24 protein-coding genes and 1 riboswitch are annotated in these 23623 nt (G+C 41.5%); of the genes, 13 read left to right on the top strand and 11 right to left on the bottom strand.

Annotation, left to right across the window (positions count from 1 at the left end; translation table 11 throughout):
• Positions 1–438: 438 nt before the first annotated feature.
• The 7 genes from F891_RS06925 to F891_RS06895 all read left to right on the top strand — a co-directional run bounded on the left by F891_RS06925 (position 439) and on the right by F891_RS06895 (position 6416).
• Entirely contained in the window at positions 439–1017 is a 579-nt protein-coding gene (locus F891_RS06925; RefSeq protein WP_004280362.1) for an ANTAR domain-containing response regulator, read from the top strand.
• A gap of 10 nt (positions 1018–1027) precedes the next feature.
• Entirely contained in the window at positions 1028–2044 is a 1017-nt protein-coding gene (locus tag F891_RS06920) for a CmpA/NrtA family ABC transporter substrate-binding protein (protein WP_004731037.1), read from the top strand.
• A 245-nt stretch (positions 2045–2289) separates the two neighbouring features.
• Complete coding sequence (locus F891_RS06915; RefSeq protein ID WP_004731039.1) at positions 2290–3234, top strand: ABC transporter permease; 945 nt, start codon at positions 2290–2292, stop codon at positions 3232–3234.
• On the top strand, positions 3234–4115 hold the full coding sequence (locus F891_RS06910) for an ABC transporter ATP-binding protein (RefSeq protein ID WP_005262896.1): 882 nt from the start codon (positions 3234–3236) through the stop codon (positions 4113–4115). Before F891_RS06915 ends, F891_RS06910 begins: the two co-directional genes overlap by 1 nt.
• A 77-nt stretch (positions 4116–4192) precedes the next feature.
• Positions 4193–5200 (top strand): isopenicillin N synthase family dioxygenase, encoded by a 1008-nt coding sequence (locus F891_RS06905; RefSeq protein ID WP_004731043.1) that lies wholly within the window; start codon positions 4193–4195, stop codon positions 5198–5200.
• The gene (locus F891_RS06900; RefSeq protein WP_004731045.1) at positions 5197–6078 is read left to right on the top strand and encodes a hypothetical protein; all 882 of its coding nucleotides are present in this window, start codon (positions 5197–5199) and stop codon (positions 6076–6078) included. The genes F891_RS06905 and F891_RS06900 overlap by 4 nt, the downstream gene beginning before the upstream one ends.
• 8 nt (positions 6079–6086) lie before the next feature.
• The gene (locus tag F891_RS06895) at positions 6087–6416 is read left to right on the top strand and encodes a DMT family transporter (RefSeq protein WP_004731048.1); all 330 of its coding nucleotides are present in this window, start codon (positions 6087–6089) and stop codon (positions 6414–6416) included.
• Between the two features lie 67 nt (positions 6417–6483).
• Here F891_RS06895 and F891_RS06890 read toward each other — a convergent pair whose 3' ends face one another.
• The 5 genes from F891_RS06890 to F891_RS06875 form a co-directional block, all read right to left on the bottom strand.
• Positions 6484–7506, bottom strand: coding sequence for an ABC transporter substrate-binding protein (locus tag F891_RS06890; RefSeq protein WP_004731050.1), 1023 nt, complete (start codon positions 7504–7506; stop codon positions 6484–6486).
• Complete coding sequence (atzF, locus tag F891_RS06885) at positions 7503–9311, bottom strand: allophanate hydrolase (RefSeq protein ID WP_004731053.1); 1809 nt, start codon at positions 9309–9311, stop codon at positions 7503–7505. The genes F891_RS06890 and atzF overlap by 4 nt, the downstream gene beginning before the upstream one ends.
• 11 nt (positions 9312–9322) lie before the next feature.
• Entirely contained in the window at positions 9323–9766 is a 444-nt protein-coding gene (locus tag F891_RS06880; RefSeq protein ID WP_004731054.1) for a CopG family ribbon-helix-helix protein, read from the bottom strand.
• Positions 9759–9890: a hypothetical protein gene (locus F891_RS18400; RefSeq protein WP_004647016.1), complete on the bottom strand. Its 132-nt coding sequence runs from the start codon at positions 9888–9890 to the stop codon at positions 9759–9761. The genes F891_RS06880 and F891_RS18400 overlap by 8 nt, the downstream gene beginning before the upstream one ends.
• A gap of 488 nt (positions 9891–10378) precedes the next feature.
• Positions 10379–10753: a type III-B CRISPR module-associated protein Cmr5 gene (locus F891_RS06875; protein WP_034439534.1), complete on the bottom strand. Its 375-nt coding sequence runs from the start codon at positions 10751–10753 to the stop codon at positions 10379–10381.
• 156 nt (positions 10754–10909) lie between these two features.
• On the opposite strand from F891_RS06875, the gene F891_RS06870 reads away from it, so the two are divergent.
• From F891_RS06870 to F891_RS06850, 5 genes are all read left to right on the top strand, one after another.
• A complete protein-coding gene (locus F891_RS06870) occupies positions 10910–11449 on the top strand; it encodes a toll/interleukin-1 receptor domain-containing protein (RefSeq protein ID WP_004731058.1) in 540 nt (179 codons plus the stop codon).
• Between the two features lie 6 nt (positions 11450–11455).
• On the top strand, positions 11456–12229 hold the full coding sequence (locus tag F891_RS06865; protein ID WP_005262893.1) for an SIR2 family NAD-dependent protein deacylase: 774 nt from the start codon (positions 11456–11458) through the stop codon (positions 12227–12229).
• Between the two features lie 101 nt (positions 12230–12330).
• Positions 12331–13299: an IS30 family transposase gene (locus F891_RS06860; RefSeq protein ID WP_081398964.1), complete on the top strand. Its 969-nt coding sequence runs from the start codon at positions 12331–12333 to the stop codon at positions 13297–13299.
• Positions 13296–13976 carry a hypothetical protein gene (locus F891_RS06855; protein ID WP_005262892.1) on the top strand — a complete coding sequence of 227 codons (681 nt, stop codon included), beginning with the start codon at positions 13296–13298 and terminating at the stop codon, positions 13974–13976. The genes F891_RS06860 and F891_RS06855 overlap by 4 nt, the downstream gene beginning before the upstream one ends.
• Before the next feature lie 5 nt (positions 13977–13981).
• Positions 13982–14464 (top strand): TIR domain-containing protein, encoded by a 483-nt coding sequence (locus tag F891_RS06850; protein ID WP_004731067.1) that lies wholly within the window; start codon positions 13982–13984, stop codon positions 14462–14464.
• Positions 14465–14487: 23 nt separating this feature from the next.
• On the opposite strand, the gene uca is transcribed toward F891_RS06850, so the two are convergent.
• The 4 genes from uca to F891_RS06830 all read right to left on the bottom strand — a co-directional run bounded on the left by uca (position 14488) and on the right by F891_RS06830 (position 20765).
• The gene (gene uca, locus F891_RS06845; protein WP_004731069.1) at positions 14488–18108 is read right to left on the bottom strand and encodes an urea carboxylase; all 3621 of its coding nucleotides are present in this window, start codon (positions 18106–18108) and stop codon (positions 14488–14490) included.
• A 4-nt stretch (positions 18109–18112) separates the two neighbouring features.
• Complete coding sequence (locus F891_RS06840; protein ID WP_005262889.1) at positions 18113–18775, bottom strand: urea amidolyase associated protein UAAP2; 663 nt, start codon at positions 18773–18775, stop codon at positions 18113–18115.
• Between the two features lie 11 nt (positions 18776–18786).
• On the bottom strand, positions 18787–19524 hold the full coding sequence (locus tag F891_RS06835; protein ID WP_034439367.1) for an urea amidolyase associated protein UAAP1: 738 nt from the start codon (positions 19522–19524) through the stop codon (positions 18787–18789).
• A 28-nt stretch (positions 19525–19552) separates the two neighbouring features.
• Positions 19553–19664: riboswitch (guanidine-I (ykkC/yxkD leader) on the bottom strand.
• 207 nt (positions 19665–19871) lie between these two features.
• Entirely contained in the window at positions 19872–20765 is an 894-nt protein-coding gene (locus tag F891_RS06830) for a LysR family transcriptional regulator (protein ID WP_004280389.1), read from the bottom strand.
• 281 nt (positions 20766–21046) lie between these two features.
• Between F891_RS06830 and F891_RS06825 the strand changes: the two genes are divergently transcribed.
• Positions 21047–21775, top strand: a complete 729-nt coding sequence (locus F891_RS06825) for an HAD family hydrolase (protein WP_004731079.1) — start codon at positions 21047–21049, stop codon at positions 21773–21775.
• A gap of 69 nt (positions 21776–21844) precedes the next feature.
• Here F891_RS06825 and F891_RS06820 read toward each other — a convergent pair whose 3' ends face one another.
• Both F891_RS06820 and F891_RS06815 read right to left on the bottom strand, forming a co-directional pair.
• Positions 21845–22195: a hypothetical protein gene (locus tag F891_RS06820; RefSeq protein ID WP_004731081.1), complete on the bottom strand. Its 351-nt coding sequence runs from the start codon at positions 22193–22195 to the stop codon at positions 21845–21847.
• A gap of 254 nt (positions 22196–22449) precedes the next feature.
• Entirely contained in the window at positions 22450–23616 is a 1167-nt protein-coding gene (locus tag F891_RS06815; protein ID WP_004731085.1) for a fatty acid desaturase family protein, read from the bottom strand.
• Between the last annotated feature and the right edge of the window lie 7 nt (positions 23617–23623).

Here is a 23623-nt window from a genome sequence, read left to right as displayed (position 1 = left end):
TATGTCTGCTGATTGAATATGTTGTAAATACCGCAACCCAGCGCTTTGTAATGCTGGAGGAAGGGTTGAAACGCTTGTGCGTTTTGTATTGCTGAACAACTGACCATGTCATTTATCCTGTGCTGAACGAAATACCAATCACACTCCTTGAAAGTGCAATTACGATCAGAACGGACATCGTTGGCCGTTGTTAGTATTGAAAGTCATCTTTGACGATTTAATAAATGCAGAAATCGTGCCAACTTTTCCAATAAGAAAACGCCTTATTTCAGGCAGATGATCTACCTAAACGCTTCATTTTGATCAGCCATCAGCTGAAATCCCTAAAGCTATGCACTAAATTGAACAGAAAAATAGAATTTTATGCACCAATTTAATGGCATGTTTTTTGCTTTACTCCTGCTTGAATATTCCTTAGGCCTTACTTGAAAATATTCCATGTCCAAATTACGAATTGCTCTTATTGATGATGATCTGGAGCGCGCCCAATTCATCCAGGAATCCTTACTTTCACATGATTTTCAGGTGGTGGCCTGTTTAATCCTGAATGACCTGAATATGGTACATGTTAAGGGTATTCATGCAGATGTGATCCTGCTGAATATGGATCATCCGCATCGGGATATTATTGAAAGCTGTGTCAGCCAATATGAACTTCCGACCGTGCTGTTTACCCAGAACTCCAATAAAGACACCATCAAAAGTGCGATTGATGCCGGAATCACGGCCTATATTGTCGATGGTATTGATCCCACCAAACTAGAAAGCATTCTGGAAATTTCAATTGAACAGTTTCGCAAGCATAAAAAGCTGCTGAATGATTTAAAAGAAACTCAGGACAAGCTGATTGACCGTAAAGATATCGATAAAGCCAAAGCGCTGCTCATCCAGCTGCATGCCTTAACGGAAGAACAAGCCTTTGCTTTATTGCGTAAAAATGCCATGAGTCACCGGATTACCATTGGTGAAATGGCCAGACGCTTACTGGATGCACAAAAGCTGTTACTGGGCCAATAAGGAAAAGCATATGTCCACATTAGAAAAAACTGAACTCAATATTGGCTATATTCCTTTACTTGATTGTGTTGCCATTCTCTGGGCCGAAAAACAGGGGTATTTTGCTGAGCAAGGATTAACCATCAATTTAATCCGCGAAGCCTCCTGGTCAAGTTTGCGTGACCGTCTGGCCTATGGCTTTCTGGATGCTGCACATTCCCTGTCTGCCATGTTGCCCGCTGCTGCCCTGGGCACAGACCAGTTACAGGTGGCTTTACAAACCCCTCTAGTACTGAGTGTGAATCAGGCTTTTATTAGTCTGCGCCAAGATCTGTGCTATGAACTCGGTATCCAGCCTGAGGATGATGAACAAAGCACCTCAAAGAAACTGGTACAGGCTTTACAACAGAATCATCCCATCAATCTGGCCTATGTGTATAAATATTCGATTCACCATTACTGCTTAAAAGAATGGCTGGCACTGACTGATCCACAACTGGCCAAGAATATCCAGCTGATGACGTCTCCACCGCCTTCCATGGTAAAAGGAATTTCAAAACAGGTATTCGATGGCTTTTGTGTGGGAGAACCCTGGAATATCCAGGCCAAACTTGAAGGCTATAGCTTTATCGTCGCCGCCAGCCAGAATGTGATTCCCAAAGTTGCAGATAAAGTTCTGGCCATGACCCAGGAATGGGCAGAACAGCATCCATTTACTGTAGAGGCAGTGGTCAAGGCAGTACAAAAAGCGCAGGATGATTTAAAGCAGCGCCCTGATCTTTCCGAAGTCTGGGATATGTTAGTCGATTATCAGATTATTCAGTTTGAATGTTCCGCGCAGCGGCATGTCTATGACTTTTACAAGATCAAGAATATTATCCGGAATTTTGTTGGGGAAAGTGCCCAACCGAAAGTTGATGATTTTATCTGGCTCTTGCAGCAGATGCAGAAATGGGAAAATATTGAAATGACCGCAGCCGAGAAAAAACAGATTGCGCAGCAGTGCATCTATAGCTTGCAAAACCAGCATGCAGATATTATTGGCTAAATGATGTTACTGAAAAAAGAGGCCTGATTTTTCAGGTCTTTTTTATTGAGTCTATTTTCCAGAAAATGATTAAAAATCTCTGCATTCTGATCTAACTTCTTGAATATGATTAAAAGTTGTCTGCTAATTTTTTCTATAAAAATAAATCCTTTTAAGAGTCATTTCATGATTTTGGATGAAATGGCATCCATTTTGCTTAGTCAGTATTACGTTTTATAAAATTTGTAATATTGAGGGGCAACACTATGAGTTACGTTGCACGTGAACTCAGTCAAAGAAATAAATTGCTGTTTGGCTTGGGGTCTTTTTTAATACCAATTCTGATTTGGTGTGCAGTCAGCTATTTGCCATTTATCTGGCATCCACAAGTCCAGATTACTGATTCCGGTAGTGTTGCCTATTTACAGGTCGAGAGTCGTATTGATAAAGACCAGTTTTTTTCTGCTGCGCAATCTGCAGTAGATCAAGGTCTGGCTCCGCCGCAGGGTATTCTGGTCAACCCGATTTATCTGCCTGCACCGCATCAAGTGGCAATTGCACTGATCACAGCTTTTACCACGGAGCCGGCTCAGGCCAATGCGCCCTGGTTTCATGAAAGCCTGTGGCACAGTATCAAACTGGTATTTACTGCGTTCTTTATTTCTTCCTTGGTTGGTATTCCACTCGGTATTTTATGCGGGTTTTCCAATAAAATTTCCCAGCTGACCGAGCCCTTTGTCGAATTTTTTCGTTATTTGCCTGCTCCGGCCTTTGGTGCACTGGCAGTCGCAATTCTCGGAATCAATGATGCACCCAAAATTGCCATTATTGTGATTGGAACCCTGTTCCAGCAAATCCTGATTATTGCCAATACCACACGTCTGGTGGATCGCAGCCTGATCGAAGCCGGTTTTACTCTGGGCACCAATAAACTCAAAAGTCTGTTACATGTGGTGATTCCTGCCGCCCTGCCTGAAATTTACCGTAATCTGCGTGTGTTGCTGGGCTGGGCATGGACTTACCTGATCGTAGCAGAACTAATCGGCAGTACCTCAGGAATCACATGGTTTATTACCCAGCAAGCCCGCTATCAGAACTTTGATAATGTCTTTGCCGCCATCCTGATTATCGGGGTGATTGGTCTGCTGTTTGATGTGATCTTAATGAAACTGGGACAACGCTTATTTAAATGGAAACCGGGAGCTAACTGATGCAAAACACTGAATTTAATACCCGCGAATACTTTAACAAGATTTATAGCCGTCCGGTGATTCTGGAAGCGAAGCAACTGACACAAAAATTCAGTCATGGCAAAACTGAACGTACGGTTTTAAATGCACTCAATTTGAAAATTCATAAGCGTGAATTTATCTGTGTGATTGGGCCTTCCGGTTGCGGCAAGTCAACCTTCAGCCGTGTAGTCGCCGGTCTGGATCCTTATAGCAGCGGTGAGATTCTGGTGGATGGCCAGCCGATTACAGGCCCAAGTCCGGAACGTGGCATGGTGTTTCAGGGCTATACCTTGTTTCCCTGGAAAACTGTCAAGGAAAATGTCATGTTTGGTCCGCGTATGAAAGGTCAAAGTAGTGCAGCGGCAGAAGCGCAGGCACGTGAATGGATCAATATTATTGGTCTGGAAAAGTATGAAAACCAGTATCCGCATGAGCTGTCTGGCGGGATGAAACAGCGTGTCGCGATTGCCCGGGCTTTGGTCAATGAACCGAAGATCCTGTTGATGGATGAACCCTTTGGAGCACTCGATCCGCATACCCGGCAAAAAATGCAGCGTCATCTGATGGATCTTTGGCAAAACATTGACATCACCATCATTTTTGTGACTCACGATATGGATGAAGCCATTTTACTGGCCGACCGTATTGTGGCGCTGAAAGCCAATCCGGGTGAAATCAAGGAAATTATCGAAGTTGATCTACCTCGTCCACGCCATCCAGACGTCATGCTTAGTCCTGAATTTAAACAGTTAAGACAACGTGTCGATTATCTGGTGCATGCTGAAGAAGATGAACTGGATCCGGCACTGGCAGAACTGCCGGTCATTCCGCGTATGACCAAGGTCAGCAGCAATAAATAATCTTATCCAAAATGCCTTTGGGACGACCCGAAGGTTTTAATCGCTGTGTTGGACGACCAACATTAGAGGTGATTATCATGCAAGCGCAATATGTACTCCCACTGGTTGATATTTCAAAATTACAAAGTCCGGATTTAGCCGATCGTATTGAAGTTGCTCATGCTCTGGATCATGCCTGTAAAGAAGTCGGATTTCTTTATCTGCAAGGTAGCCAGTTTAATTCTGATTACGCCAAAGCCCTGATTGAAATGGCCCAGTCCTATTTTTCTCAGGATCTGGACACCAAAATGCAGCACTATATTGGAAAATCAAAAAACCATAGTGGCTATGTGCCGATTGGCGAAGAACAGTTTGCCGGCAACAGTTATGATTTAAAAGAAGCCTATGATGTCAATTATGATTATCAGGGGGTAAGAAAAGACTGTCCTTTACTTGGGCCCACCTTATGGCCAGACCATCCGGATTTCAAGTCTATTGTCAGCCAATACTATAGTCATCTGCGTGGGATCAGCCGGCAGATTTTTTCTGCCTTTGCACTGGCGTTGGGCGTTCGTGAGGACTTTTTTGAAAGCAAAATTACTGATGCACCAAGTCAGCTACGCTTGATTCATTATCCTTATAATCCGGAAGTGAAAGACGCCGAAGGCATTGGCACACATACCGATTACGAATGCTTTACCCTGCTGTTACCAACCGCACCCGGCTTACAGGTTTTGAATAAAGCCGGTGAATGGATCGACATTCCCCTGATTGAAAATACACTGGTGATGAATATCGGGAACATGATGGAAATTCTGTCAAATGGTAAATATCTCGCCACCAAGCACCGCGTGAAAAAGGTCTCGGAAGAACGTTATTCATTCCCGCTGTTTTGCGCCTGCAATTATGACACCGTGATTGAACCGGTTATTCACACTGAAAATTCCAAATATTCTGCCCTGATCGGGGGCGAGCATCTATTTAATCAGACCGCCCAGACCTTTCAATATTTAAAACATCGCGTTGCTAGCGGTGAACTGGTCTTAAAAAATGCTGTACCACTTTCCTCTTTTGGACTTGAAGAACAGGCGGAGACAGCATCATGAATCTGTTTGAAGTAATTAAAACTTTAAAGCCCACTACCCCTCAGCCAGAGATTATTCCGGGCTTTTTATATGGGGCATTTCGGCGTAAAAGCATCAGTTTTTATAATGGCCTAACTGATGAAAATACCATTGTGTACTGGTTTCAGTCGCACAGTTTTACCATTGATCTTCGTCTAAAAAGCCAGACGGGAACTGCTGTTCAGGATCGTCAGGGCTGGATTGGCAATACGCTTTGGGATGAAGCCAGCAAGTTACTGTCCTGGGAAGTGCAAGACTACGCCAATTACCAGAATCATGTGCAGTGGCCGGAACCAGCTAAGCTACATGCGATTGGTAACTGCATTCTGGAATTTTCTCCCAGTAATGTTTATGTCGAAGACTGGCGACAGCAGGTACAGCACGGTTTATTTTTAGGCCTGCGTCTTAAGTCTGCGTTTGATGTTCAATCTGGTCAGGAGCTGGAAATGGATGGTGGCCTGATGATTTGTGGCAATCATATTGCCTATGCCCTGACGCGTTTACCAGAAGTGCAAAGTACAGTCGCTCAAATGGACTTTAAAGCTGTCGAACCGACCGTGTTTACCTTGTTAGAAAGTTTTGAGGTATCTATTGGGACTGATAGTCAAAGCAAAACTTATAGCACTCGCACCAGTGAAACAGGCAAAGCCTTTCATCTGGAAAATTTTGAAGTTCTCGATGAAACCCGTCTGGTTCAGCACGTCATTTTAGATGGTCGCGACATTGACCTGATTTTTGCGCTGGATATATATCAGCCGGACTATGAATTTCAATACAGGACGCCAACGACTACAGAAGCTGAAAGCTGGCTCAATTCAGAACGGGAACATCTGATGCAGCATGCAGAACGGGTGCTATAGGGAGAAATATGTCTTTTTTATATCTGTCGATTGCCATTATTGCAGAGGTTATTGCGACTTCTGCACTTAAAGCCTCTAATGGTTTTAGTGTGCTCTGGCCTTCGCTTGCTACCATTTTGGGTTATGCCATTGCCCTGTTTTTTCTGTCACTAACCATGAAAACCATCCCGATGGGCATTGCTTATGCGATCTGGTCAGGAGCCGGCATTATTTTAATTTCAACGGTTGGTCTCTTGGTATTTAAACAGCAACTGGATCTTCCTGCACTGATCGGGCTGGCATTCATGATTATTGGCATTATTTTTATCAATGTCTTTTCCAAAAGTACGCAGCTTTAATTTTTTAATATTCATCTGATAGTAAAAAATCCCCAGACCGGGGATTTTTTATGCAAGAGATCAGGCTTTATTGCAGCTCTTGTACCAGCGTTGGAACAATCACGCCATCCACGTTCATTTCAGTCGTATAAATGCCGTTAGCCACATTGAACTTGTTCACATGATAGCTAGAACCATAGATCGAGTCGAAACCATTACCTTTGGTAAAGACTTTCTTGTTGGCGGCCAGATCCAGTAAATGGGTGCCATCAATGAACTGCATATAGGTTTTCGCATCGACACCAACCCGTTTGGACATGATCTGTGCAGCATCTTCACGAGTCGCCGGGTCATTGATGTATTTGACAGTTTTATCCCAAACCTGAATCACCTTTTTCCATTGCTCTTTATTGGCTTCCAGATGAGTCGGATTCACGGTCAAGGTATCGTAGATTAATCCCGGCTTGTCTTTAGAGGTGAAAATGATTTTTGAACCGGCCACTGCAGATAGCGCTTGATTCGCCACCGGCTGCCATACTGCAATCGCATCAATATCGGGAGTAGCAAAAACCTGTGGCAATTCATTGGTCATGGTATTGACCAGTTTAACTTCAGTCAGTTTAACCTTGGCATCATCCAGTGCAGTGGACAGTAACAAGTGATCGACGAGGCCTTTTTCAGTCGCAACCGTTTTACCGCGCAGATCCTCAATTGAGTTAATGCCATTCTTGGCAATAATCACGTCATTTCCAGCTGAATAATCAGTCGCCATGATCATCACACCCTTGGTGCCGCCAGAACCAGTGACCAGATTATCACCATTGGTGACCAGTACAGCGTCCAACTGATTCGCTGCGAATGCAGCGAGTGAAGCAGAATAGTCAAACCATTTAAAATCGGCATTAACTCCGGCATCTTCCAGCCAGCCTTTTTCAATCGCCACCTGCCAGGCCACAAATCCCGGCCAGTCACTATAACCAATCCGGATGGGCTGAGTAGCCACACTTTTTTCTGCCTTGGCATTTGGTTCAGGTACTTTAGCAGTATTGTCACAGCCACTAAAAAGGATTGCAGGCAGTACGGAAACGGACATCAGTGCTTTTTTGATCATTTTGCGACTTCCCCTATGCATTCACATTTAAATTTGGTATTTGAAAGTTGTTTAGATTTCATAAATTCGCGCCAGCCACCGAAATGACTGATATCTATTGCATCTTCAAGTGCATAGCCTTCACAGATAAAGCCTTTGACCCATGTGCCATCAATGAGCTGGGCATTGCCAATGCCCAATGGTGCCGGCACTTCTGCAACAATGTCCCCGAACAGTGCACGCGGAATGTCCCAGACTTCGACTTCAATTGAACAACCTTTCGCGTTGTATTGCAGGCCAGGTTTTGGCGGTGTGGTATCTTTTAAAGCATAGAGTTTGTAATGCGAAGCAGTCCGGGTCTGTTTGATCAGGGTGCCACCACGTGTGGTCAGCTGAAAATTCAGCGGCATTCCGGTCAGATGTGCACCGACGACAGCCAGTTTTACGCTGTGACCCGATGAGATTTCAGTTGTTTTTTCATATGGGCGTTCAGAGGTGCCTAGCTTCAACTGGCTTGCCTGCTGCCATTTTTGCCCGAATTTGGCCAGTGCTTCATCCATCCAGGCTGGCGCAATAAAGGTCACACCAGTTGGCAAGCCATCGGCACGGATACTATTTGGTAGTGCCAAAGCCGACAGATCGGCAAAGTTGACAAAATTGGTATAAGCACCCATGTGGCTGTTTTTCACCAGAGGATCAGCTTCTATGTCTGCAATGCGATAAATGGTGGGTGCAGTAGGCACCATCAAGGCATCATAATCTGCCAGTGTATTTTGAATGACACGGCTCAGGCGGGCGCGTTCATATTCATCCTGCATGGCATCGACCGCACTGAACCTGTCGGCCTGCGCAATAATCTGGCCAATGACCGGATGGGTCTGCTCGCGTTGCACCATTTTTTCCACGGCACTGGTACGTTCAGCCACCCAAGAGCGATTGTAAAGTGCAGTCGCCAGTTGCTGAAATGGAGTAAAATCAATCGGCTCAACCGTATAACCCAAGCTTTGTACACGTGCGATCGCCAGCTGGAATGCTTTTTCAGTTTCAGCATCACCATAAAATTCCAGTGTATCCGGAATGCCAATTTTCCCTTTTGAAAATTGGCTCGGTAAATTCTGAGGATGTACTCGGGAATAATCATCGCTGGCATCATAGCCCTGCATGACTTGCGCCACCTGCCAGGCATCATCCACCGTTAAGGCAAAAATCGAAATCACATCAATAGTGCGACAAGCCGGAATCAGGCCGGTAGTCGAGAACCAGCCTTTGGTCGGTTTGAGTCCGACAATGTTATTATGCCCGGCCGGTACACGTCCTGAACCTGCAGTATCTGTACCCAGTGAAAATGGTACTAATCCGTTGGCTACCACCACGCTGGAACCCGAACTCGAACCGCCACTGATATATTCAGGATTAAAGCTGTTCTTCACCGCGCCGTATGGAGAGCGCACACCGACCAGACCCGTCGCAAACTGATCCAGATTGGTTTTACCCACGACAATCGCGCCAGAAGCTTTTAATTTGGCGACTGCTGTTGCATCGGAAGTCGCCAGATAAGCTGCCTCTTTACATGCTGCTGTGGTATAGAACCCTGCAACATCAATATTGTCCTTGACCGCAAATGGCACCCCATAAAGTGGCAAGCTTTCAGTATCTGCACCAGTTAATGCATCAATTTGTGCCTGTAATTGGGCTGCCGTCGCAATTGAAATCCAGGCATGATCGTCATTATTCAACCCGGCAACATACTCAATCAGGTCACTGAGCTGGATATTGTTATTCTGGTAGGCGTGTTGCCAGTCCTGTACAGTCCATAAGTTGTGCACAGCTGTTCTCCTTAAGTGTGTTCGGTATTTTGTGGAATAGGCGGCATGACGGCATCCATCAGTTCGAGATGCCCTTTAATCACGCCTTTCAGTGCAATAAATTGTTCGCTAATTTCTTTCAGGTCACTGCTTGCGCCCTGCATCAGCATGACTTGCAGAATTTTTTCATCATCCAGCTGGATATGCAGTGAATTGATCACTTGTGCCAGATACTGCTGTTGCAGATCGACCAGCTGACTGCGCAGCGGTTTAAGGCTGACGTCATAGAGCAAAGTAAGTGTGCCAACCATGACTTCATCGCGAATCACCAGATCATCAATCAGGTGACGGTTAATCATGTCGACAATGGCCTGCGAACGGCTTTCATAGTGCTGCTCGACAATTTTTTTATCCATCGCATGTAGCGTGGTTTCTGGCACGGTAATACTGATCCGTGCCAATTTTTGTTTAGGCACGATGTTGATCCTTGGGTTGGTATTGGGAAGACTGTTTAATGTGAAAGCCTGCGCGTACGCTGAGCAGCTCAACCAAAAAGTGAAGCCATGGATGCATTTTTTTATTTGATGTCGGATTGTTCATGTGCATCTCCTGTGGATATTACAAAACCAAAATTTCGTATTACTTAGGAAAATGCAGAAAGCGTGCCAATTTTTAGTTATTTGGATGAAGTGAATAAACTTATATAAAAGGGCGAAAAAAAGCCCCATAACATTGAAATGGGGCTTGTTCTAAAGCAAAAGTAAGTTTTGTATTTCACCGGTTTATTTCATTTTGATGCTCATGTCCTTGCTATTCTTTTTATACATGAATGGTTAACCGATGTTTGTGATTATGAGTGATCAAGTGTATTGCTCTCCTCTATTTATGTTGTATATAAATAAATGCATTAAGCGTGCCACAATATAAAATTGAATAGATTTAAGCACAATGCTTTTAAAATCGGTCACATACATATATAAGCCAGAATAAGGATGATTTAATTTTATTAAGTGCGGCTAAAAAATAGCCCATTTTGCACCATTGGGGTTCGAGGGTGCATCAAAGTGTGGCTGAACATATTAAACTCTTTAAGCGCGGTTTTTGTGAACTCGAGCTCGTAGGTCATTAATACTTATCTTTACAGTTTTTTCAGTTTCAACTTCTTCTGCAATTTTTAATAATTGACGATCTTCTTGAACAAGATTATTTAAAATTTCATTTGCCTTTTCTAAAATTCGTTTTTGACTTTCAAGGCTACGCTTTCCTAAAATTTCTTGTAAATTCTTTGCCATATTCCATTCATCCTTTAAAATTCCTGTTTTGATTTTAACAAGAAAATTATTCACCTGATGTAATTTTAAGAATGATATTGTTTCGATAAGACCATTAGTGACCACTTCCATTGGGTTATTTTTTATGTCGGAAATACTTGCGACAAAGCATGTATGGATAATATTGTTTATCTTGGATGAAGTCCTAGACATGTAAACAATAGTCAAATGATAACCAACTCAAAGATCTCTTATTAGATATTTGGGTGAAAAATATTTTTTCTTCATTTAATTGTAAATAAAATTTGTATAAAATAGATAAAAATAAACTCTTAGAAATCAATCATAATGTTCACAAAAAATAGATTTAAAACAGTAGCTCGTAATCAATCAGGTATGCTGGATTCAGTATTCTTAAATGAAAGCAGAAAGTTTAGTAAAGCTAGCTCTACTACAAGTATTTTTCTATCACATTCCCATAAGGACAAAGAGTTTGTACAAATAGCAAAAGTATTCTTTGAAAATTTAGGAATGAGCATATATGTGGATTGGGCAGATGAAACAATGCCTGAGCAGACAAATGGAATCACAGCGACAAGGATCAAGCATCAGATTATTTCTTTAAATGATAAATTTATTTTGTTAGCAACAAACGAAGCATTGGCATCAAGATGGTGTAATTGGGAAATAGGTATAGCCGACCCGTTCAAATTACCAAAAGATAAAATTGCCCTATTACCATTAACTGAGAGTCCATCTTCTTGGAACGGGAATGAATATCTTCAAATCTATCCTTATATCAGAGAAAGTTTATATTCTTCTGGTGAGTATTATATCTGGTATCCAAATGGTGAGTGTCAAAATTTAAAAACATGGTTAATAGGTTAATTAATAATGAGTTTTACCAAACCACAAGAAAAATTTATAAATGAATATGTTAAAGCTATTCAAGATGGTAATGCGGCAATTTTTGCTGGAGCTGGTCTATCAGCATCTTTAGGATTTGTTAATTGGAAAGAACTTTTGAGGGATCTAGCTGATGATCTGAATCTTGATATTGATAAAGAAACTGACCTAGTCTCAATAGCTCAATATCATTCCAATAAATTTAACAGAACTCGTATTAACGAGAAAATTATTAATGAATTTACAACTTTAGAAAAAGGTAGTGAAAATCATCAGATTTTAAGTAGATTAGATATAGATACCTATTGGACAACAAATTATGATCAACTTATTGAAAAAACTTTAGAAAATAATGGAAAGAAAGTTGATAAAAAAGTTACTAATGAAGATTTTTCGAGATATATAAAGAAAAAAGATGCTACAGTTTATAAAATGCATGGTGATAAAGATGCACCACACAATGCTGTTTTAACAAAAAATGATTATGAAGATTACCATGATAGTAGAGAGTTATTTTCAACAGTATTAAGAGGTGACCTACTTTCAAAAGTTTTTTTATTCATAGGATTTAGTTTTGATGACCCTAACATAGACTATATTTTAAGTAGAATTAGGATTCTCTTAAAAGATAACACTCCTAAACACTATTGTTTTTTTAAAGAGATTGATAAAAATAGTTTTTCAGATGATCAAGACTACTTATATGCAAAAATAAGACAGGATTTAAAAATTGAAGATCTCATGAGATACGGGGCAGAGTAAAACTTGAAGTGCGACATAAACCACCTAATTAATTTAAAGGGTTTATGGAGTATATAAAATTGTCATACCATCATCTTAACTTTGAAGATCGTACTGCATTAATGCTTGAGTCAAGAAAAGAAGGCTTTTCAGCCAGAAAATTTGCTGAACTCATTAAAAGACATCCTAGTACGATCTATCGTGAGCTTAAAAGAAATAGCATCAATGACGTTTATCAAGCTCAATATGCTTCTGATAACACCTTCGCTAGACGTAGACGTGGTCACAGAAAACTCAAAATCGATTCAATCCTCTGGAAATTTATTGTTGAAGCGATCCGTTGTTTATGGTCTCCTCAGCAAATAGCAAAGCGTTTAAAGACATTTCCTGATTTGGATCAAACAATGAATGTAAGCCATACAACGATTTATTCAACGATACGAGCATTACCAAAGGGTGAGTTGAAAAAAGACTTATTATCCTGTCTGCGTCATGAAAATAAAAAGCGAAAAGCTAACGGTGAACCTAAAAAAGATTCTATATTACAGGATATTAAAACTATTCATGAGCGCCCAGCCGAAGTTCAAGAAAGAAAAATACCGGGTCATTGGGAAGCTGATTTAATTAAAGGTAAAGACAATAAAAGTTCGATAGCAACACTTATTGAACGAAATACACGGCTCTGTATCTTGGCAACATTACCTGATGCAAAGGCAGAATCAGTGCGCAAGGCTTTAACTGAAGCTCTGAAATATTTACCTGCAGAACTGCGTAAAACGTTGACCTATGACCGTGGACGCGAGATGGCAGAACATAAAATACTTGAAGAAGATTTAGGCATAGATGTATATTTCTGTGACCCACATTCACCCTGGCAAAAAGGCACATGCGAAAATATGAATGGTTTAATTAGGCAATATTTACCTAAAGGGATTGATTTAAATCAGGCAGATCAGCATTATTTAAATCAAGTTGCCATGTCACTGAATACTCGTCCTAGAAAAGCGTTAGATTGGCTTACACCATTAGAGAAATTTGCTCAGCTTGTTGATTATCATAAGACTTTTCAAACTGTCGCACCTCATGTTTGAATTCGCCCGGTATTCATGCTGTCCTAGTAGAAGATTATCCAGTTATTACTAAAATACTTAAAGTAATTGAAAATCGTGTGAAACGAAAAAATATTTTTATTTCGGGTGCGGCTGAAAATTATGAACCTTTTGGAAAAGAAAAGGCTGAAAAATTAATTTTTAAATTGAGTTATAAATTAGCAGAAAAAAATTACAAAATTATCTCAGGTTATGGCTTGGGTATAGGAAGCTTAGTGATTAACGGAGCTTTAGACTTTAAATTAAATTCAGCGTATAGAAACCTGGATGATTTACTTATTTTAAGACCATTTCCTCAAATCAATCCAACTGCCGAGAAAAATACGAAATATAGAGAAGAAATGATATCCCAAGCTGGGATAGCTCTCTTCTTTTTTGGAAACAAAAAAAACGATGTATCCGATACAATTGTAGATTCAAAAGGCATGATTGAAGAATTTGATTTGTGTGTCAAAAATAATGTAATTCCAATACCAATTGGTATAACTGGTTTTGTTTCTAAAAAATTATGGGAAAAAGTTAATAAGGATTTTAGTCAATATTATCCAGAAAATTCTGATTTTATTGACACTTTGAAAGAAATAAATAATGCCGATGTTTCTAGCGATGATTTAATTTCAAATATTTTAAAAGCAATTAGCTTACTTCAAAAGGTTTAATTTTTATGAAAAGACAGGTCTTTTATAGTTTTCATTATGATAATGATGCAATGAGAGTTCAACAAGTTCGAAATATTGGAGCTTTAGAGGGTAATACGCCCGTTTCTGCTAATGACTGGGAAACCCTAAAACGCAATGGTGATACCGCAATAAAAAATTGGATTGATAATCAACTTAAATACAAAAACTGTTTAATCGTTCTGATTGGTTCACAGACAGCAAATAGACCATGGGTAAAATATGAAATACAACGTGCTTGGGAGTTAGGTAAAGCCGTTTTAGGTATACATATACATAATATTAAATGTCCAAGAAATGGAATATCAGTTAAAGGGAAAAATCCATTTTCTGAATTTACACTTAATAATAATAATTTTGCTGATTACGTGGATTGTTATGATCCTAATCCTTCAGATGCTTATAATAACATTAGATTAAATATTGAAAGTTGGATTGAAAGAGCAATTCAAAGAAGAAAGACCGCCTAAGCGGTCTTTTTATTTTTAAATCATCAAGCCACTGGTGCCAACGTAAACAACACCTGCCCCGTTTTCACCGTTTGCCCTTTTTCAATAGTAATTGCTTCAACCTTCATACGCTCAGGCGCAACAATCGGAATCTCAATCTTCATGGCTTCAATCACGGCAAGCGTTGCACCCTCTTCCACAATATCACCCGACTGACATTCAATTTTCCAAATTGAACCCGGCATATGCGATTCCACCGCACAACCACCCTCAGGCACTTCAACACCTTCACCATCATCCACTGCATCTAGACTTTCAGAGACATATTCTGCAAGCCCTGCTTCATGCCAACGTTTACGCTCCGCATCAAAGTTGGCTTGTTGTACCGCTTTAAAGGCAGAAATAGATTCTTGATTTTCCGTTAAGAAGTCATTGTATTCTTTGAGGTTGAGTACACCGTCTTCAATACGTAGTTTTAAACGACCTGCTTTAAAGTCCTCACGCATCTGCATGAGCTCAGATTCAGAGACTTCATAAAACTTAATTTGGTCAAAGAAGCGTAATAACCACGGCATACCTTGCTCAAAGTCAGGGTTTTTGCGATAACGTGACCACATTTGCGAAGTACGACCGACAAACTGATAACCGCCTGGACCTTCCATGCCATACACGCACATATATGCACCGCCGATCCCCACAGCGTTTTCAGGTGTCCATGTCCGTGCAGGGTTATATTTGGTGGTGACTAAACGCTGACGCGGATCAAGTGGCGTTGCTACAGGTGCACCCAAATACACATCACCCAAGCCCATGACCAGATAACTTGCGTTATACACTACATCTTTCACAGCTTGTTTGTCTTTTAAGCCGTTAATACGACGGATAAATTCGATATTGTCCGGACACCACGGCGCATCTGGACGTACGGTTTGCATATAGCGTTCAGTAGCCAATTGCGTTTGTGAATCTTCCCACGCAAGCGGTAAATACACGGTACGTGATGGCACTTGCATCTCGGTCACATCAGGCAGTTGTTCTTCAGCGACTTGAAGCATACGCAATAAATCAATCTGATCGAGCTGGGTCGAATCAAAATGGATTTGCAGTGAACGAATACCCGGAGTCAGATCGATAATGCCTTGAATATTTTGATCTTTGACCCATTGCATCAAGGCATGAATACGGAAACGCAGGTTTAAATCTAAAACCAACTCGCCATATTCAACGAGCATATAGTTGTTTCCCGCAGGACGATACACCACATCAGGTGTGCCATTTTGACCTTTTAAAGTATCTAAAATGGCAGATTTCAGCGTGCTGATTTCAGGATAGAACGATTCATCAAAGGTGACCGCTTGTGTATCTTGTGCATTTAATTGCGCATGATATTTTTCATTTAAAAGTTTGGCTTGATGATAGCTCACAGGGACAAATTTGACTTTATCGCCAGCTTTGAGCTGACCCAATTTCCACAGCTCAGAATTGATCACCACCGCAGGGCACACGAAACCACCTAGGCTTGGACCATCAGGCCCAAGAATAATTGGCATATCACCAGTGAAATCGATCGCCCCAATGGCATAGGCATTGTCATGAATATTGGATGGATGCAGACCCGCTTCACCACCATCCTGACGTGCCCATTCAGGTTTTGGACCAATCAAACGGATACCAGTACGGCTTGAGTTAAAGTGAATTTCAAACTCATTGGCAAAGAAAGTATCAATGTCGTTTTTGGTAAAGAAATCAGGTGCGCCATGTGGACCATACATCACCGCAATTTCCCAAGAATTTGAGAATGTCGGGATTTGATCTTCGCTTAATGCATTCACTTCATCGGATGTAAATGCCGTGATTGGAAGCATATCGCCAATGAGCAAGTTACGCCCTGCATGACCGCCAAACTGACCAAGCGTAAAGGTCGCTTGTGAGCCTAAGTATTCAGGCACATTCAGACCGCCTTTAATGCCAATATAGGTACGGCAACCTGTGGCGATCTTGCCACATTTTAAAATTTGACCTTTATGGACATTCACGGTTTGCCACATTGGAACGGCTACGCCATCCAAGGTCGATAGCATATCACCACCTGCAAGCACAATTTGACTATCACAATGGAATTTTAAGCTTGGCCCTTGCAAGGTACATTCTAAACCTGCGGTATTTGGTGCATTGCCTAACAGTTGGTTTGCCACATTTAAAGACAGCGGATCAATCGCACCTGATGGTGGTACACCGACATCCCAGTAACCCAAACGACCAGTGACATCTTGCACAGCGGTTTGAATACCCGCTTGGAGCACTTCAATTTTTTGGGTTTTCCACTCAAAGGTATTTAAAAAACGTGTGGTTTGCGTACCGGCTTTAAAGACATTGCAGTCGATAATGTTTTGTAGATATTCAAGGTTGGTTTCAATGCCCGCCACTTGGGTTTTAGCCAATGTATCGGTCATGGCTTGGATTGCCGATTCACGGGTCTCACTTGTCACAATGATTTTGGCAATCATCGGGTCATAGAAAGATGACACGTTTGAACCTGTTTCTACCCATGTTTCATTACGCACATTGGCATCAAACTCAACATGCGTTAAAAGCCCTGCACTTGGCTGAAAGTTTTTGATTGGATCTTCGGCATAGAGACGAACTTGAATCGAATGACCTTGAGACTCAAGTTTTGATGTCGGTGCAACCCAATCACCACTGCCTAAAGTCACCATCCATTCAACAAGATCGACACCAAAGACTTGCTCGGTTACACCATGCTCTACTTGTAGACGGGTATTCACTTCCAAGAAATAGAATTCTTGGGTGTCGGTATCCATCACAAATTCAACTGTACCTGCCGAGCGGTAATTCACCGATTGCATCAATTGAATCGCGACATTTTGAATATAGGCACGTTGCGTATCGTTTAAATGTGGTGCAGGCGTTTCCTCAATGACTTTTTGGTTACGACGTTGCACCGAACAATCACGCTCGCCCAGTGCTAGAACTAAACCGTTGCCATCACCAAAGATTTGCACTTCGATATGACGAGCATTTTGTACGAATTTTTCTAAGTAAAGGCCTGCATCTTTAAAGTTGGCTTGCGCTAAATAAGACACGGTTGCATAAGCTTCTTTCAGCTCCTCCGCATTCCACACCAAACGCATGCCAATACCACCACCACCTGCGGTACTTTTCAGCATCACAGGATAGCCAATACGCTCAGCCTCAAGCAGGGCTTCAGCTTCATCAGCCAATAATTGGCTACCTGGCAATAACGGTACATTGGCTTGAATCGCCAATTCACGTGCAGTGTGTTTCAGACCAAATGCTTTCATTTGCTCGGCATTTGGGCCCAAGAACACAATGCCTTGTGCTTCACAGAGATTACAGAATTCGGCATTTTCAGACAGGAATCCATAGCCCGGATGAATCGCTTGCGCACCGGTATATTTGGCCACTTCTAAGATTTTATCGACATTCAGATAGCTTTGGCTTGCAGGTGCATCACCAATAAAGACCGCTTCATCAGCTAAAGTCACATGCAAGGAATCACGATCTGCTTCCGAATACACCGCAACCGATTGGATGCCTAATTTTTTAAGGGTACGGATGACACGACAAGCAATTGCACCACGGTTGGCGATGAGAACTTTATTAAACCCATATTTTAAAGTCATAGTCTTATACCTCGCCTTCACGGACAATCAGTTGAATTTTTGTTGGGTTATAGGCATTACATGGGTTATTTAGTTGTGGGCAGTTTGAGATCAACACAATCAAATCCATCTCAGCTTTAATTTCCACATATTTGCCCGGTGCAGAAATCCCATCATCAAATTTCAGGTGACCATCTGAAGTTACAGGTACATTCATAAAAAAATTAATATTTGGACCGATATGGCGCACATTCAGACCATGCTTTTTCGCAATCGGATGTTGTAACAATGCAATCATGAAATTGTTACGGCAACTGTGCATTGGATATTTATCATGCGCATAACGAACCGTGTTACTTTCACATGAACATGCACCGCCTAAAGTATCGTGGCGACCGCAGTTGTCATCATGAATACTCGCAATTTTATTGCCAAAGTTGGTATATAAAGTCGTACCTTTTTCTAGATAAATTTGACGGTTCATCGCCAAAGTATCGGTTGCGCTATAACGCTCTTCAGGGTTATGTGCGGAAATAAACAAAGTATCCACCGCTTGATTACCTTCAAGATCAACAATACGGAAATACTGGCCTTTTTTGACTTCACACATCCATGCTTCACCGGCAGGACAAACTTCGCTAAGTACTGATTTTTCATGATTTTGTGTTGGGTTTACGAGTGCAGTCATGATCATTCCCCTTAAGCAGTTAAAGCGTAGTAGCGGTTATTATTTTGAAACGCACGCTGATTTTGCGGGCATGAGTCACGGCAGACATCGGTGTCGCCTAAAGGCAGTGCTTTAAAGAGTGAGAGCTGAATATCGGCTGGTGCATATTCATTAGAATTGTCGAGTGCATGTGGTGCGCTGGATAAAAACACCAAACAATCCATTTCAAAGCGTAGTTCAATTACTTGATCAGTATTGTCAGATACGACATAAGACAAGTTACCGTTGTCATCTGGTTGCACTTTAGAGAATAGATTTAAAGTATTGCTAAGATCGGTCGCCGATAAGCCAAATTTGGTCATCTCTAAAAGCAAGCTGTCTTTACCGTTGCGGTACATGTCGTTACGCGCATCTTGGAAGCTTTGCTTACCAAACTGTTGTTCGATTTGCTGTGCGGTACTTGGCGCACAAAAGGCATCATTCCAACCATGGTCATCTTTAACAATCGAGATCATCGCACGACCTAAATCAGACGCCAAAATGTGCCCTGTACTTAAAAATGCGCTGTGTTGACCTTTTAAGCTGTCTGGCATGTTATAGGCTTCAAGCTTATCTTCGCTATTCACACAAAACAGTGAAACATTAGCATTTGCGCCTAAAGATTTAAGTTGTAAAACTGCGCCACGCTGGATGCGTGCTGACCAGTGGTGTCCACCCGGTAAACGTTCAGTCCAGAGGACTTGATCTTCGTGATAAGTAGTTGTGCTCATATGCATCCATCCCAATCTTGTACGGTTTACCTCCCGGGCTTTTATCCCTCCGTGTAGCTTGAGCTTGAAACTTAAGCCGTGAACTCTCGGTCGCAGACCTACATGAATCTTCATGTATCGGAACCCTAGATCACTTTATGATTGAGTAGATAGATGCAAAGGACGTGCCAAACTGGTAATACTATTTTTTATATTCGTAATACTTTTTTTTTGAGATGGAACTGATCACTTCAGGTGCAAGGCTCTGAAAAAGGCATCAAGATGTACCAAAATAAAAAAATCCCGGCTTGAACCGGGAGTTTAAAATCTAGAGATGAGAACTCAATCAAACTATTTAAGTTGTAGAGTTATTTACTTAAAATCTCATGCAGCATATTGCGTAACCATTGATGGCTGGTTTTATGATGACAGGACATATGCCAATACTGCTTTACGGAATAGGTCGGGAACGCAATTGGCGCATTAAAGATCTTGAGATTGCCACGTGATAACAGGACTTCACTCAAATAATAAGGCACGGTCGCAATCGCATCGGTTTCCTGCACTACCAGTCCGACTCCCAGATAACTTGGCAGACGCATTAGAATGTCACGCTTAAGTTCCAGATTCAGCAATTCATTTTCAATATGGTAATGCCCCATCCCGGCATCAATATCGATATGCGTTTCACGTAAATACTCTTCGGTCGTGATGCTGTCACCCGTGAGCCGCGGATGATCTTTCGCCGCGATCACTACATAATATTGCTCAAACAGTTTCTGCTGATAAAAGCCATTCTCCAGATTTGGCAAGAAGCCCAAAGCCAGATCAATCTCGCCATTGGCCATTTGATAGCTGGTTTCTGACGTAATCGGACGCACATTCAGACGGATATGGGACGCATGCTGCTTCAGATACTGTGAAATTTTTGGCAACAGTACCAGATGCGATACATCAGTCATTGCCAGTGTAAAGCGCTGCTGTGAAGTGACCTGATCAAAATTGATAGTAAAGTTATTAATGGCTTCAACTTTGCTCAGTGCTTCACTGACCAAGGGAAAGAGCTGTTTGGACAGGTCTGTCGGCAGCATTTCATTGCCAATACGTAAAAATAAAGGATCACCATAATGCTGGCGAATTTTATTCAGCAGATTGCTCACCGCTGGCTGGCTCATATCTAAATGATCGGCTGCCTGAGATACGTTTTTAAATTTATAGACATAATAAAAAATACTGAGCAATTTACAGTCAAGTTCAAACACAGAAATACATTTCCTTTAACTTTCTCATCATTCGGACAGGTCTTTCATCCGCATAAGTCTATTGAGGGTCAGATTAAAATATAACACTTCGCAACTATTTTCAGGATTAAACTCGCTGTAATTTTCCGTAAATAAATACTTTTAACAGGTGAATAAATCCATTAAAAAGTCCCTTAGCGTAAAATTTCCAGCCCGGTTTGCTCAGGTCAGTTAAACATTTAAATCGTATGCGATATACTCAGCCCCACCGAATAAATGGTAAAAATACAGAGAAATCTTATATGTTTCAGGATAAAAAGCTGGTCTGTTTTGATCTAGATGGTACGTTGATTGATTCTGTAGGCATCTGGAATCAGGTAGATGCAGCCCTGATTGATGAGCTCTCCAACAGAAAAGTCGATTTACATGAGATTCAGATTCAGCAACAGCGCGATCTTCAACTTACCGCCTTGAGACATAGGTCAGATCCTTATCTGGAATATTGTGGATTTTTAAAAGAACAATACGGTTTTGAACCAGCTAAAGAAGAAGTAAAAAATCGTCGTTATAGTATTTCCCGACATTTTCTGGATGATATCGTCGAGTTAAAACCTCAGGCAGACCTCCTGATTCAGGCTTTAAAACAGCAACAAATATCTCTGGCCTTAACCACAACCACCAGTTTATTCAATGTACAGCGCTATCAGGATAACAATCGAAATATTAATTCTAAAATCAGCTTTGATGAGGACTTTTCCTTGATTCTCACCCGTGAAAATGTCCAGAACATTAAACCTCATCCCCAGGTTTACCTGAATGTTTTGCAAGTGTTTAACCTTCGACCTGAGGAATGTCTAATTATTGAAGACTCTTTGGTCGGTGTAGAAGCAGCAAATCATGCAGGTATCGAGGTGGTGGCAATTTATGATCAGCACTCCGCTCATGAAATAGATTTGATCAAAGCCAAAGCGAATTATTTTGTCGAGGATTTTGCTGAATTATTAAGTTCATTCAATAACAACATCCACTAAAAAAGATGCCATGAAATATCCTTATTCATGACATCTTGAATACTATTTGTGGCTTAAAAATCTTACTGCCTATTTGGCTTTTTTATAGATTGAGCCAGAACCAACCAGATTTCCGGTTTTCTCATCGATTGCGAAATCGACCATACCTGCACCTGCGTTCAACTGAAGCATGCCATTTTCGTTCACTGCAGCGGGCATCGGATTCTTTTTCTCGGTTTTACCGGTTTCCTTATCTTTGATCGTATTGGTAATCAGATAATTTTCACCATTTTTGGAAATAACCAGAATATTTTCAAGTTTTGGATTTTCCACGGTGTTTTTCCAATTGCCCTGATAATCTGGTGCTGGCGCTTCAGTGGTATTACAAGCAGTTAAAAGTACTAATAATGGAATTGCTGAAAAATATTTAAGATATTTCAAAACTGAGACCTTGAGTGTAACGACGCGGCCATTATAGAGAGAAGCCCTTAGGGCTGAAGCAGGTTGTTGTAGGCAAAGCGTTTCAGCAGTACTGGATCTGTTTTGCTTTCGTCATTTTTTGAAATCTATATCCATATTTTATTCATAAACAGGAGGATTTTAATGATATTAAATCTGATAAAGAAAAAAATCCTCAAGAGACCATCCAAATCTATTGAGGAGTACCAAAATGGTGAAGAAGTAACACTTAAGAATTATGACAATAGTTTCGCTTTAAAGTAGTTGAATACAGATTTGACAGCATGGGTTTTTTCAACCACCTGCTCAGTCCAGTGATTCGGTAGAGAACATTTAGCCAGTCTTACCCATACGGTAGAAAACTGTTTCATAAAGCTGGCTTCGTTATAATGAATGCCATATTCTGCACAGAGTGCTTTGACCTTTGGAGCAACCTCCGTATAACGGTTCGCTGGCATATCCGGGAATAGATGATGCTCAATCTGATGACTCAAATTACCACTCAGTATATGCAACCATTCGGTACCGCTAAAATTGCTCGAACCGCGAATCTGGCGTAAATACCACTCGGCACGGGTTTCATTGTCGGTATTGTCCATTTCAAAGGTTTCAGCATCTTCCGTGAAATGACCGTTAAAAATAACAGCAGAAGCCCATAGACTGCGAATCACATTGGCCACCACATTTCCGGTAAATACCGGAATGGCATTTGGCCCGGCAATGATCGGGAAAAATACATAATCTTTTAACACCTGACGGCGCATTTTCTGGCGCAAAGGTGCTGCTTCTTCCCAGACTTCTTTCCAGGTCTTGGTTTTATAAGCAATCACATCTTCCAGATGCAGGCGTTGCAAGCCAACATACCATTCGAAAAACACCATTAACTGAATGCCCAGTGGAATATTGAACAGGAAACGTGGTTCCCACTTTTGCGATTCACTGACTCGAATCAAGCCATAACCGACATCATGATCCATCCCGACAATATTGGTATAAGTATGATGAATATAGTTGTGCGTGTATTTCCAGTCATCGCCGGTTGAAATCGTATCCCAGTCATAGGTCGCACCGTTCAGACTCGGATCATTCATCCAGTCGAACTGGCCATGCATGACATTGTGACCGAGTTCCATATTTTCCACGATTTTGGAAAGACCGAGCAGACCTGTCCCCGCCAGCCATACCGGTGGCAACCAACCGGCAAACATCAGCATGCCACGTGAGGCAATTTCGCTATAGCGGACAAAGTTGCGGATTTTATAAATATATTCGGCGTCTTTTTCCCCCAGATCATCCATGACCTCGCGGCGGATCGCATCGACTTTGGCACCGAATTCCTCAATCTGTTCAGGACTAAGAAATTGGCTTTTGCTATGTCGTTTAAAATCAATTTGCATATTCATGGGAGCA

Source organism: Acinetobacter sp. CIP 101966, assembly GCF_000369725.1.
Lineage (GTDB): Bacteria > Pseudomonadota > Gammaproteobacteria > Pseudomonadales > Moraxellaceae > Acinetobacter > Acinetobacter lwoffii_Q.
Note: the sequence above shows the minus strand (reverse complement) of the source record. Positions and strands in the feature narration are given on the sequence as shown.

Coding starts and splice junctions, on each gene's coding strand:
- F891_RS06815 (WP_004731085.1), bottom strand. CDS start 23,616: ATGAATATGCAAATTGATTTTAAACGACATAGCAAAAGCCAATTTCTT.
- F891_RS06920 (WP_004731037.1), top strand. CDS start 1,028: ATGTCCACATTAGAAAAAACTGAACTCAATATTGGCTATATTCCTTTA.
- F891_RS06850 (WP_004731067.1), top strand. CDS start 13,982: ATGAAAAGACAGGTCTTTTATAGTTTTCATTATGATAATGATGCAATG.
- F891_RS06865 (WP_005262893.1), top strand. CDS start 11,456: ATGAGTTTTACCAAACCACAAGAAAAATTTATAAATGAATATGTTAAA.
- F891_RS06870 (WP_004731058.1), top strand. CDS start 10,910: ATGTTCACAAAAAATAGATTTAAAACAGTAGCTCGTAATCAATCAGGT.
- F891_RS06900 (WP_004731045.1), top strand. CDS start 5,197: ATGAATCTGTTTGAAGTAATTAAAACTTTAAAGCCCACTACCCCTCAG.
- F891_RS06860 (WP_081398964.1), top strand. CDS start 12,331: ATGCTTGAGTCAAGAAAAGAAGGCTTTTCAGCCAGAAAATTTGCTGAA.
- F891_RS06925 (WP_004280362.1), top strand. CDS start 439: ATGTCCAAATTACGAATTGCTCTTATTGATGATGATCTGGAGCGCGCC.
- F891_RS06910 (WP_005262896.1), top strand. CDS start 3,234: ATGCAAAACACTGAATTTAATACCCGCGAATACTTTAACAAGATTTAT.
- F891_RS06895 (WP_004731048.1), top strand. CDS start 6,087: ATGTCTTTTTTATATCTGTCGATTGCCATTATTGCAGAGGTTATTGCG.
- F891_RS06905 (WP_004731043.1), top strand. CDS start 4,193: ATGCAAGCGCAATATGTACTCCCACTGGTTGATATTTCAAAATTACAA.
- F891_RS06915 (WP_004731039.1), top strand. CDS start 2,290: ATGAGTTACGTTGCACGTGAACTCAGTCAAAGAAATAAATTGCTGTTT.
- F891_RS06840 (WP_005262889.1), bottom strand. CDS start 18,775: ATGACTGCACTCGTAAACCCAACACAAAATCATGAAAAATCAGTACTT.
- uca (WP_004731069.1), bottom strand. CDS start 18,108: ATGACTTTAAAATATGGGTTTAATAAAGTTCTCATCGCCAACCGTGGT.
- F891_RS06825 (WP_004731079.1), top strand. CDS start 21,047: ATGTTTCAGGATAAAAAGCTGGTCTGTTTTGATCTAGATGGTACGTTG.
- F891_RS06835 (WP_034439367.1), bottom strand. CDS start 19,524: ATGAGCACAACTACTTATCACGAAGATCAAGTCCTCTGGACTGAACGT.
- F891_RS06890 (WP_004731050.1), bottom strand. CDS start 7,506: ATGATCAAAAAAGCACTGATGTCCGTTTCCGTACTGCCTGCAATCCTT.
- F891_RS18400 (WP_004647016.1), bottom strand. CDS start 9,890: ATGAACAATCCGACATCAAATAAAAAAATGCATCCATGGCTTCACTTT.